At 60.3% G+C, this 11,711-nt stretch carries 9 protein-coding genes; all 9 read left to right on the top strand.

Annotated features, from left to right (window positions below; translation table 11 throughout):
* The first annotated feature begins 2 nt into the window (after positions 1 to 2).
* The 9 genes from PCA31118_RS17140 to PCA31118_RS17100 all read left to right on the top strand — a co-directional run bounded on the left by PCA31118_RS17140 (position 3) and on the right by PCA31118_RS17100 (position 11,700).
* Complete coding sequence (locus tag PCA31118_RS17140) at positions 3 to 947, top strand: hotdog family protein (RefSeq protein WP_150626330.1); 945 nt, start codon at positions 3 to 5, stop codon at positions 945 to 947.
* Between the two features lie 37 nt (positions 948 to 984).
* Positions 985 to 1,764, top strand: a complete 780-nt coding sequence (locus tag PCA31118_RS17135) for an enoyl-CoA hydratase/isomerase family protein (RefSeq protein WP_174990508.1) — start codon at positions 985 to 987, stop codon at positions 1,762 to 1,764.
* A gap of 175 nt (positions 1,765 to 1,939) precedes the next feature.
* On the top strand, positions 1,940 to 2,914 hold the full coding sequence (locus PCA31118_RS17130; RefSeq protein WP_150626328.1) for a WD40/YVTN/BNR-like repeat-containing protein: 975 nt from the start codon (positions 1,940 to 1,942) through the stop codon (positions 2,912 to 2,914).
* A 10-nt stretch (positions 2,915 to 2,924) separates the two neighbouring features.
* On the top strand, positions 2,925 to 5,366 hold the full coding sequence (locus tag PCA31118_RS17125; RefSeq protein ID WP_150626327.1) for an efflux RND transporter permease subunit: 2,442 nt from the start codon (positions 2,925 to 2,927) through the stop codon (positions 5,364 to 5,366).
* Between the two features lie 161 nt (positions 5,367 to 5,527).
* A complete protein-coding gene (locus PCA31118_RS17120; protein WP_174990507.1) occupies positions 5,528 to 7,126 on the top strand; it encodes a DUF1302 domain-containing protein in 1,599 nt (532 codons plus the stop codon).
* 31 nt (positions 7,127 to 7,157) lie between these two features.
* Positions 7,158 to 8,546 (top strand): DUF1329 domain-containing protein, encoded by a 1,389-nt coding sequence (locus tag PCA31118_RS17115; RefSeq protein ID WP_150626325.1) that lies wholly within the window; start codon positions 7,158 to 7,160, stop codon positions 8,544 to 8,546.
* Positions 8,547 to 8,769: 223 nt separating this feature from the next.
* Positions 8,770 to 9,918 (top strand): NAD(P) transhydrogenase subunit alpha, encoded by a 1,149-nt coding sequence (locus tag PCA31118_RS17110; protein ID WP_150626324.1) that lies wholly within the window; start codon positions 8,770 to 8,772, stop codon positions 9,916 to 9,918.
* A 21-nt stretch (positions 9,919 to 9,939) separates the two neighbouring features.
* Positions 9,940 to 10,260, top strand: a complete 321-nt coding sequence (locus PCA31118_RS17105) for an NAD(P) transhydrogenase subunit alpha part 2 (protein WP_150626323.1) — start codon at positions 9,940 to 9,942, stop codon at positions 10,258 to 10,260.
* Positions 10,261 to 11,700, top strand: a complete 1,440-nt coding sequence (locus tag PCA31118_RS17100) for an NAD(P)(+) transhydrogenase (Re/Si-specific) subunit beta (RefSeq protein ID WP_150626322.1) — start codon at positions 10,261 to 10,263, stop codon at positions 11,698 to 11,700.
* Positions 11,701 to 11,711: the final 11 nt, after the last annotated feature.

Below are 11,711 nucleotides of genomic sequence, written 5' to 3'. Positions count from 1 at the left end.
CCATGCATGACGTGGTGGAAAGACCGGCGCCAGGTGCCGAACGAATCGGCCGTACGTTTGGCCCGATCGTCGCTTGGGACGCGGTCAATACGGCGATGGCGCGACAGTGGCGCGAGGTGTTCGGCTACCCGGCATCGCGCGATGAAGATGTTCCGCTCGCCATGCTCCAGGTCTGGACGATGCCCGGCTACGGGGGCGTTCATGCGCCGGGTTCGTCAGCGACGGACGCCTGGGATGTGTTAAATGTCCTGGCGGATCACGGTTTCACGAAAGCCGTGGGGATCCGCTCGCATCAGCGCTTTCACCGGCGGCCGTGCATAGGAGACCGTCTCAGATATTCCTCGCATGTCGGCACGATCAGCGCACTCAAGCGAACTGCGCTGGGAGACGGACACTTTGTGACCGTGCATTACCAGTTCACGGATCAGCACGAGAGGCCGGTCGGCACAATGGAATTCACGATGCTCGTTGCTTGTCCACGGGCGTCTGACGGTCACGCCGACGCGACGGCGTCGCCGACGAATATGCCGGAAATTGGCCATGGCGTGTCGGGCGACACTGCGTCGGAGCGCTACCCCGAACTGCGTCTTTCCGTGTCGACGACGAGCATCGTCGCGTCGGCGATCGCCACGCGCGACTTTCATCCGATTCATCACGACCAGGCATACGCTCGTGCCTCAGGTTCGCCCGACATCTTCCTGAACATTCTCTCCGTCACCGCCTACGTCGAACGGTTTGGCCTTCTTGTATGCCCGCCGGCGTCCACCATTGCGTCAATCGACGTCAAGCTCGCGTTGCCGATTTTTCCTGGCGATGAACTCGTGTTGACAGGGGAGGGCGAGGACACGGAAGTCGACGCGGAAAAATCGATAACGGTGGTCGGACGCAGTGCGAGGGGAACCCACGTGCGTGGGGCCGTACGGTTCGAGCGGAGCCATGATGCGTGACACTCGTGACATTTCAGCCGTTGCGTCAGATCCCGTCTTGTATTCGCAACACGGTGGCGTGGCCACACTGATCCTCAATCGCCCGCAACAGATGAACGCCCTCAGCCGTTCGTTGGCACGTCGACTGCGCGAGTGCGTCGAGCGTGCCGTGTCTGCGTCCGATGCGCGCGTCATCGTGATTCGTGGGGCAGGTGCGAATTTCATGGCCGGGGGCGATCTGCGCGAGTTTCAGGCGTTGCTGCAACTGGCCACGGAAGACGGCAAAGCGGCCTTCAGCGATCTTATCGACGACGCACATCACGCCATCTTGCTGTTACAACAAACCGGCAAGCCCGTTGTCGCCTGCGTGCACGGCGCTGTCGCCGGATTCGGCGTGGGGCTGATGGCGGCGTGCGATCTGGCGATTTGTGCGGACGACACCTTCCTCAAGCTCGCCTACAGTCTTATCGGGGCGAGCCCTGACGGCGGGGCGACCTACGCACTTCCGCGCGCGATGGGACACAAACGCGCGATGGAGTTGACGTTGCTCTCCGATCGCGTCGATGCGCACACCGCGATGCGCCTGGGCCTCGCCAACTGGGTCGTGCCTGCGGACAGACTGGACGACGAACTGAACGCGTTGGTCGAACGCCTGGCACGGGGCTCGACCGGCGCGATGGCAAAGTCAAAGGCGCTCGTCCATCAAGGCGCCGTCAATACGCTTGCTCAACAATTGTCGGCCGAACAAGACATGTTTGTCCGAGGCGTCGAAGCGCCTGATTTCGCTGAGGGCGTGAACGCGTTTCTCGCTCGCCGTGCACCGATCTATCGCAGCTAGTCCCATCGGACGATGCCTGCCCGTTCAATCGCGCCAACAATCCATCTCATCGAATGCACCGCTCCCGAATCGACGGAGTCCGGCGATTCGTTACCTCATCACAACTAGCGCAATACATGCGCATCCGGAGACACGAGGCGGCCTCGCAGTCAGCGTCGTTGCCTAAGGAGGAGCTGTGCACAAGCTTGTCGGTATCGCGATGTCGGCGATTGTCGCCGTCGCATCTGTCGTTGCGTTTTCGGCGCGTCCCGAACCCGCATTCCCTCCAACCCAGATCAAGTCCGACAAGTTATTGGTCAGCGGCATTGACGTCAATGCGTCGGGCGCCGCTGCGGCCGGGGACATCGGAACGATGCTCGTCAGCACCGACCAGGGCAGGACATGGCATCCGGCGCAGACCTCGCCGGGGGGCAAATCGGCGGAATCGGCATTGACCCGACTTCATTTCGTCGACGCGAGTCATGGATTCTCCGTGGGGCAGGATCAATCGATTCTGAAGACGGAGGACGGTGGAAAAAGCTGGACTCGCGTGCACGTGGCGTCTGATCGCCCGGAACCGCTGTTCGATCTCTATGCATCGGCGGGCGGCCCGCTGTTTGCGGTCGGCGCGTTTGGCGCATTCCTCGAATCCACAGACGCGGGGCGCACATGGAACGCACGCGAGATCGGTGTCGAAGATGCGCATCTCTACGGGATCGCCGGACGCGGGGACAAGCTGCTGATCGCCGGCGAGCAAGGATTGGTGGCCCGATCTGTCGATGGCGGACGGCACTGGACGACCGTGCCGAAGTTCTATGGCGGATCGTTCTTCGGTGCACTGGCTCTGTCGCAAGGGAAGTGGCTGGTCTATGGCATGCGTGGGCGCGTGTACATCAGTGACCCCGACATGGTGTCCTGGCAGGAAATCCCCACCCATTTGAACGCGGCACTGTACGGCGGCACGCAATTGCGCGACGGCCGCGTCGTCCTTGTCGGACAGGGAGGTGCGATCGCACTCTCCGACCCGGGCGTGCAGTCGTTCGTGACGCTTCACACCGGCGCAAGAGGAAGTTATTCCGACGTTCGTGAAATGCAAGACGGCAGCCTGTTGCTCGCCGGCGAGACAGGGATTGCGGTGGACAAGGCAATCCTGAATGCAAAGCAGCCCTGAGGAAAAAGCGATGCACTCATCATCCTACAAATTCGTCGGGCGCTGTGCCGATCGCCTGTTCGCCAGCCGCCGGCTTCTATTGACGATCTTCGTCATCGTCACCATGCTTCTGGCCGCCAGTGCATCAAGGCTCAGTCTGGATCCGGGCTTCTACAAGATGATCCCGCTGGATCATCCGTACATGAAGACCTTCATGAAGTACGCCAACGTCTTTCCGGGGGGAAACCGAATTCTCGTCAACCTGCGCTGGAACGGTGAGGGCGATATCTATAACGCGAAGTTTCTGAATGCGCTACGCGGCGCCACTGACGATGTGTTCTTCATCCCGGGGGTCGACCGCCCGCGCGTGGCGTCGATCTTCACCCCGAACGTCCGTTTCGTCGAAGTCACGGAGCAGGGCTTTTATGGCGACGTCGTCGTGCCGTCGAAGTTCAGTGGCACGCCGGACGAGTTGGCAACGGTCAGACGAAATGTGGCGAAATCCGGCCAGATCGGTCAGTTGGTACAGAGTGACCTGAAAGGCGCGATGATTCGCTCGGACCTGCAGGAGACGGATCCGCAGACCGGCAAGAAAGTCGATTATGTCGAGGTGGCAAAGCGCCTCGAAATGGTTCGGCAACACTTCAGTTCGCCGGACATCTCAGTAGAGATCATCGGATTTCCGACATTGATCGGCGATATCGTCAGCGGACTTGCCGGCGTGGTGACGTTCTTCGCCGCCGCATTTCTGATCACGGGGGCCTTGCTCTTCGCGTATTGCCGATCGGTGAAGATGACGCTGCTTGCGCTGCTCGTCGCGCTGCTACCTGTGGTGTGGCTGCTGGGCATACTGCCATTGATCGGATATGGCATCGATCCACTCTCCATTCTTGTGCCCTTCCTGATCTTCTCGATCGGCGTTTCGCACGCGGTGCAAATGACCAACGCGTGGAAGCAACAGATTCTGGTCGGTCGAAATTCCATTGAAGCGGCACATGGCGCATTTTCCTCGCTGTTCATCCCGGGCAGTGTTGCGTTGCTCACCAACGCGCTGGGCTTTCTCGTCATCATGCGCATTGATATCCCCAGCGTTCGTGAGCTCGGCGTAACGGCGTGCCTGGGTGTGTTGCTCATGATTGTGACGAACAAGATGCTGTTGCCGATCGTGCTCTCGCATATGAGGCTCGAGGCGTCTGCCAGGAAAGCTCATGCGTTCGACGAAGACGGTAAGCACCCCCTTTGGTGGGCGATGTCGAAGGCGGCATCGCAGCCGACGGCAATGGTGGTTTTCATCATTAGCCTGGCGTTGCTCGCCGTCGGTGTTTACGAATCGAGAAACCTGACTGTCGGCGATATCGGCAGCGGTGCGCCCGAGCTGCGAGATCAGTCGCGCTACAACCTCGACAACGCCGGCATCATCAAGAGTTACTACACCGGTGTCGACGTGCTCAGTGTGATTGCCGAGACTTCCGGATATACGGATGACGCCTGCCTTCACTATCCCGTCATGCACGCCATCGACCGGTTCGAGATGCAGATGCGCGGTGTGTACGGCGTGCGATCGGTGGTCAGTGTGCCCGACGTGGCGAAGGTGGCCATCGCGGCCAACAACGAGGGAAATCCGCGCTGGCAGGCATTGCCGAAATCGAGTCGCGGGCTCAGCCAGGGGGCCGACGGATGGAATCCTGACGGCGGATTGAACACCGACGGCTGCAAGGCGATACAGATCCTCATCTACACGGAGGACCATCAGGGGGCCACGCTCAAACACATCGTCTCCGAAATCAAGCGGATCTCGGCGGACATCCAGACACCCCAGCTCTCCTTCAAGCTCGCGGCAGGCAACGTGGGGGTGATCGCCGCGACCAACGAAGCGGTGACAGAAGCCGAAGTCACGATGCTGCTCTCCATCTTCGGTGCGATCAGCCTGCTTTGCGTACTGACGTTCCGTTCGTGGAAAGCGGTGCTTTGCATCATTGTTCCGTTGGCCATCGTCTCCATCCTTTGCAATGCGTTGATGGCGATGCTCGGCATCGGCCTGAAGGTTGCCACGTTGCCGGTCATTGCGCTGGGCGTTGGCGTCGGTGTCGATTACGGTATTTATCTCTACGAACGTGTTCAGCATGAAATGGAGCACGGTCGAAAAGACTTCCAGCATGCCTTTTATGAAGCGATGCGCCAGCGGGGCACCGCCGCGGTCTTTACCGCCATCACGATGGCTTGCGGTGTCGGTACCTGGGCATTCTCGTCGCTGAAGTTTCAGGCGGACATGGGCGTGCTTCTCGCATTCATGTTCCTTGTCAATCTGCTTGGCGCTGTCTTCCTGCTCCCCGCGCTCGGCGCTTGTTTCAACCACGCGAAAACGGCTCGATCTTCGGCCGCGTCGAGCGCACCGATGCGCTTTTCGGTCGCCGACGAAGGCGTCGCCCAACCCCAATCCCGGCATTCGCAAGCCGAATCGGTTCACGAATAAATGCGGGCGGGTTTGTGCGTAGTCGCAATGGACGATGAGCCCAATTAATGACGCAACCAAAGTACGGAGTAGCGGGGTGCGTAGCGCATTCTGCGCACGCGCTTTGCAATGCGGTTGACGGCTGGCGCGGAAAAATACTTAGAACAATGAATGGAGGAGCAATGAAGGCAGGCAAGAGAAAAGCGTTCGTCGGAAAACGCAAATGTCTGGCGCCCATCGCTGTTGGTGTTCTGCTGGGCGCAAGCGGCATCGCAAATGCAGGACAGTACTTCATTACCGACGACACGACGATCGACTATCGGGTGACGGCGACGTATGGTCTCGGCATGCGTATCGCAGGGCAGTCCGACGCGCTCATCAACGGACCAATTGGTGTCAATGGTCTTCCCGCGCAGATCAATGCCGACGATGGCAACAGAAACTTCAGGAAGTGGGGCCTCGTCAACAACCGGCTGTCGGCGCTCTTCGAGTCGAACCTGAAGCACCGGGACTTCGGCTTCAACTTCAGCGCGGACGCGTTTTACGATCAGGTGTACCGGAGCAGCAACAGCAACAACTCTCCCGGTACCGTCAACAAGACCGGTCCGCACGACTCCTTCACTGACGCCGCGAGCTTTTTCGACGGTCGCCGGGTGCGACTGCTGAACGCGTACGCCTACGGTGGCTGGAGTCTTGGCGATACCCGACGGCTGGACGTCCGCCTGGGGAATCAGGTGGTGGCGTGGGGCGAAAGTCTCTTCTTCTCGGGCGTTGCGGCGGCACAGGGGCCTGCCGATGCCACCAAGGGCAATGTCCCCGGCGCCGAGGTAAAGGACATTCTGCTTCCGGTGCCGCAGATCTCCGCGCAGCTTCAACTGACCGATGCGCTGAGTGTTCAGGGCTATTACCAGTTCAAGTACAAGGAAAACGAGATTTTTCCGGTCGGCGATTATTTTTCGACGTCCGATATCGTCGGGCCCGGCGCGGAATTCCTCTATGCGGCCCCTGGGGTGACGTTTCCCAACGGGAGCGACATCCGTCCGCGCAACGCAGGGCAGGGCGGCGTAGGCATGCACTACCTCGTCACGGCGAACACCGACCTCGGGTTCTATTGGCTGAACTATCACGACAAGAACCCGAGCGTGGTTTTCCAGAACACGCCCTCGCCAAGCTATCGGATCAAGTACTTCGACAATATCAAGCTGACCGGCGTGAGCGTTTCCACGCGCGTCGGCGATTCGCAGGTCTCGGGTGAAGTCGTGTACCGACAAGGCGCACCGGTGCTTGTCAACACACCTGCCGGTGCGACGGCGACACGCGCCGACTCGGTTCAGGCACTGGCGTCGATGGTCCGAACTTTCGGGCATAGCTGGCTCGCCAACGAAGTCGACGTGGCGGCTGAAGTGGGCTACTTGCACGTGACCAGTGTCGATCCCTATCAGATGGGTGGCGCCGGCTACTCGGACCTCTACAACAGCCGGAACTCCGTTGCCTACGAATTCCTGGTGACGCTGAAGTACCCCAATGTGGTGGACCAATGGGATCTGGCCGTGCCGATCTCGTTTGCGCACGCCGTCGCTGGCAATGCGTCCCTCGGCGGTGCATTCGGCAGCCTGAACGGCGTGGGCGACATGATCTTCAGCATCGGGACCAACTTCACGCGTCTGAACAATCTCGAACTGGGTATGGCGGTCAATCTTTACCTGGGTTCGGTCAACGCGCGTACCCATCCGCTGGCTGATCGCAGCTACGTCACGATGCACGCCAAATACACGTTCTAAGTAAATCCCCACAGTTTTTCAGGAGGAGCGAATGAAACTCTCAGTATTCGGATTGACATTGTCGGGTGCTGCCCTGGCGCTCAGTAGTGCGCTCGTGACGCAGCCGGTGCTGGCCAAGGTCTCGGCGGACGAGGCAGCGAAGCTCGGCACCTCGCTGACGTGTCTCGGCGCGGAAAAGGCGGCCAGCAAGGACGGTCAGATTCCGGCCTTCGGCGGTCAGTGGAACGGCGTGCCGCCGGGCGTGGACTACAAGGGGCCCGGTTCTCCGTTTCCCAATCCGTACGCACACGAGAAGCCGATTGTCGTGATTACGGCACAGAACATGGATCAGTATGCGGATCGTCTCTCAGACGGCATGAAGAGTCTGCTGAAGAAGTATCCGGATACGATGAAGGTGCCTGTCTATACGTCGCATCGGGATTTCGGATATCCCGACTGGTTCTGCGAGAACGCAAAGAAGAACGCGCTGAACTCGGAACTGGTGAATAACGGCGAAGGTATCAATGCGACGACGGGCACCGTACCGTTCCCGATTCCGAAGTCCGGCCTCGAAGCCTATTGGAACATGAACAACCCGTGGGGACCCTGGACCATGAACAAGACGGTCGATCAGGCCGTGGTCTACCCGAACGGCAATGTCGTATGGGGACGCACGAAGATGATGTGTCTCTCTCCGCGAACGGATCCGAAAAATCGGGCGAGTACCGTCGGCGGCGTGAACTCGTATTGTTATGTCGAAACGCAGTTGCCGGAACGCGACAACGGCACGGCGATTATCTCGACCGATTACTTCAACTACGAAACGCAACCGCGCGACGCCTATCAATACAGCCCGGGAACGCGACGTGTGCGTCAGCTCCCCTCGTTCGGTTTCGATATGCCGCAAGGGCCTGGCGGTTTCCGTACGGTGGATGACGACCAGCTTTTCAACGGGTCGCCCGAGCGATACGACTGGAAAATCGTCGGCAAGAAGGAGATGTACGTTCCGTACAACAACTACATCATCAACTCCCCTTCGACCAAGTACGACGATCTTCTGAAGACCAAAGGCGTGCCGAACCCGGACTACATGCGTTACGAACTGCACCGCGTCTGGGTGCTCGACGTGACCCTCAAGAAGGGCTACCGCCATCAATACGCGCGGCGAGTGATCTATCTCGACGAGGACACCTGGGCGCCGTTGATGGCTGACGAATACGATAACCATCATCAATTGTGGCGTGTGGCGATGGTGCCGTGGATCAACACGTTCAAGAACGGGAAGATCATGCCGGCCGCGCAGCTCTATCACGATCTGCAATCGGGCGCCTATCTCGTCGACGCCATCTATGCCCAACAGCGAAAGGCGCCGGTTGTCGATCAGGGCGATATGTCGCCGTCCGACTTCACGCCCGACGCGTTGCGTCGAAAAGGACAGTAGTCAAACGCCATACGATGTCGTCCCTTCGGCCTCCTCTTTCGAGAGGGGGCTTTTTTGTTTTCACGGTGCGGCTCGCAAAGACTTCCGATGCGTAGTCTGTCTGGACGATGAGCCGGTCCCGCCTTGTCGCTACATTCGAATCACGAAGAATAGGCAGCAGCATCGGCAGCGTGTGTGCGATGGCACCCGCCGATCCTGTTGCCAAGGCTCATGGGAGGTAACGGTGATTATTGGAGTGCCGATGGAGTCCGGGGCATGTGAGTCGCGCGTAGCGGCGACGCCGGAGACTGTCAAAAAGCTCATTGCACAGGGCCACCAGGTCGTTGTCGAGGTGGGCGCCGGCGAGCGCGCATGTTATCCGGACGTCGCGTATGTGGAAGCGGGCGCCGTGCTCGGGGTGGCGGATGAAGCGCTTAAGGCCGATGTGGTGCTCAAAGTCGCCAGCCCCACGCCGGAGGAAGTGAGCGCCATGCGGCGGGGCGCCGTGCTGGTCGGCATGCTCAATCCCTTTGACGACAAGAGCGTCAGCCTTTTGGCGCGCGCCGGCATGACTGCGTTTGCACTGGAGCTGGCCCCGCGCACGACGCGCGCGCAAAGCCTCGATGTGCTCAGTTCCCAGGCGAACGTTGCGGGTTACAAGGCTGTCATGGTCGCGGCGAACCACTATCAGCGCTTCATGCCGATGCTGATGACGGCAGCAGGCACCGTCAAAGCGGCCCGAGTGCTCATTCTCGGCGCAGGCGTGGCCGGCCTGCAGGCGATCGCGACCGCCAAGCGGCTCGGCGCGGTGATCGAAGCCTCCGACGTGCGCCCTGCGGTCAAGGAGCAAGTGGAGTCGCTGGGGGCGAAGTTCCTTGACGTCGCTTATGAGAGCGATGAGGAGCGCGAAGCTGCCAAGGGCGTAGGTGGCTACGCCCGTCCAATGCCTCAGACGTGGCTGGCTCGCCAGAGTGCGCTGGTGCATGAACGCGCACGCACGGCGGACATTATCGTGTCGACCGCGTTGATTCCCGGGCGAGCAGCACCCACGCTGATCCCCGAAGCGATGGTCATGGCGATGCGCCCCGGCTCGATCATTGTCGACATGGCCGCAGGCAGAGGAGAGGTGGCCGACAAGGCGACGGGTCGTCGCGGCGGCAACTGTCCGCTGACCGAGCCTGACGCCGTCGTGACACGTCATGGCGTGGTGATCGTCGGGCATACGAATCTGGCAGCAATGGCAAGTCACGATGCGTCGGCGCTTTACGCGCGTAACGTTCTGGAATTCCTGAAGCTGATCGTCACCGGCGAGGGTGTCAACGTGGATCTCGGAGACGACATCGTAGCCGCCACGTTGCTCTGCCGAGAGGGCACATTGGCTCGTGCAGCCTGATTCGCATTCGAGAGAAAGGAAATGGACGTAATCAGCCACACAGTGATCAATCTGATCATCTTCATTCTTGCCGTCTATGTCGGCTACCACGTCGTCTGGAACGTCACGCCGGCGCTCCACACGCCCCTCATGGCCGTGACGAATGCCATCTCGGCCATCGTCATCGTCGGCGCAATGCTGGCCGCAGGCCTCACCTCGGGGAGAACGGGGCAGGCGTTCGGACTCGTTGCTGTCGCGCTGGCCGCAGTCAATGTGTTTGGCGGATTCCTGGTGACCCGCCGAATGCTCGAAATGTTCAGGAAAAAGCAACCGGCCACGGTGGCGAAAAAGGAGTCGGCATAAATGAGTCTGAACATCGTCACGCTGCTTTACCTTGTCGCCTCCGTCTGTTTCATCCAGGCGCTCAAGGGGTTGTCCCATCCGAAGACCGCCCGCATCGGGAACGGCTTCGGCATGGTGGGCATGGCCATCGCGATTGCCACGACCGTAGCGCTGGTGTTGTCGAAGGCCGGTGGGCAACTCCCCGGTGCGGCGTCGGGACTGGCGTTGTTGCTTGTGGCGCTGCTGATCGGCGGAGGCATCGGCGCGTATATCGCCGCCAAAGTCGAGATGACCAAGATGCCCGAACTCGTCGCGGCGATGCACTCGCTGATCGGGCTTGCTGCGGTGAGTATTGCCTATGCGGTCGTCGCTGAGCCCGGCGCGTTCGGGCTGGCGATGCAGGACGGGAGCATTCCTTACGGGAACCGGGTGGAGTTGTTCGTCGGGACGTTCGTTGGCGCCATCACCTTTTCCGGTTCGGTCATTGCGTTCGGAAAGCTCTCGGGAAAGTACAAGTTTCGACTGTTTCAGGGGGCGCCGGTCACGTTCGCAGGACAGCATGGCATCAATCTCGTGCTGGCCGTGGTGATGCTCGCCTTCGGCGTGTACTTCGTGATCACCCAGGCCTGGGCGCCGTTCATTGCCATGACGCTCATTGCGTTCGCCCTTGGCGTGCTCATCATCATTCCCATCGGTGGCGCAGATATGCCGGTCGTCGTGTCGATGCTCAACTCCTATTCGGGATGGGCTGCCGCGGGGATCGGGTTTTCGCTGAACAACCCCATGCTGATCATTGCCGGTTCGTTGGTGGGATCGTCGGGCGCAATCCTCTCGTACATCATGTGCCGCGCCATGAACCGTTCGTTTTTCAACGTGATTCTGGGTGGCTTTGGCAACGAGAGCTCAAGCGTTGCGCCCGGCGCGGCGCAGGAGCAACGGCCGGTGAAGGCCGGCTCGGCCGACGATGCGGCGTTCCTGCTCAGCAATGCCGAGAGTGTCGTGATCGTTCCCGGGTACGGGCTTGCGGTGGCTCGCGCCCAGCATTCGCTCAAGGAGCTGACCGACAAACTGGTCGAGAAGGGGATCGACGTGAAGTATGCGATCCACCCCGTGGCGGGACGGATGCCCGGCCATATGAATGTGCTGCTGGCCGAAGCGGAAGTGCCGTACGAGCGTGTTCTGGAGATGGACGAGATCAACGGCGAATTCGGGCAGACCGACGTGGTGCTCGTGCTGGGGGCCAACGACGTGGTCAATCCGGCTGCGAAGCAAGACCCGAATTCTCCGATTGCCGGCATGCCGATTCTCGAAGCTTACAAGGCGCGAACGGTCATCGTGAACAAGCGATCGATGGCGTCCGGGTATGCGGGCCTGGATAACGAACTCTTCTACATGGACAAAACCATGATGGTGTTCGGCGACGCCAAGAAGGTCGTCGAAGACATGCTGAAGGCCGCCTGAGCGATCTGAAG

It is taken from the genome of Pandoraea captiosa (assembly GCF_902459775.1).
In the GTDB taxonomy this organism is placed as follows: Bacteria; Pseudomonadota; Gammaproteobacteria; order Burkholderiales; family Burkholderiaceae; genus Pandoraea; species Pandoraea captiosa.
Note: the sequence above shows the minus strand (reverse complement) of the source record. Positions and strands in the feature narration are given on the sequence as shown.

Bases quoted from the DNA above. Each gene is read 5' to 3' on its own strand.
- PCA31118_RS17115 (WP_150626325.1), top strand. From the start codon at position 7,158: ATGAAACTCTCAGTATTCGGATTGACATTGTCGGGTGCTGCCCTGGCG.
- PCA31118_RS17125 (WP_150626327.1), top strand. From the start codon at position 2,925: ATGCACTCATCATCCTACAAATTCGTCGGGCGCTGTGCCGATCGCCTG.
- PCA31118_RS17140 (WP_150626330.1), top strand. From the start codon at position 3: ATGCATGACGTGGTGGAAAGACCGGCGCCAGGTGCCGAACGAATCGGC.
- PCA31118_RS17105 (WP_150626323.1), top strand. From the start codon at position 9,940: ATGGACGTAATCAGCCACACAGTGATCAATCTGATCATCTTCATTCTT.
- PCA31118_RS17120 (WP_174990507.1), top strand. From the start codon at position 5,528: ATGAAGGCAGGCAAGAGAAAAGCGTTCGTCGGAAAACGCAAATGTCTG.
- PCA31118_RS17100 (WP_150626322.1), top strand. From the start codon at position 10,261: ATGAGTCTGAACATCGTCACGCTGCTTTACCTTGTCGCCTCCGTCTGT.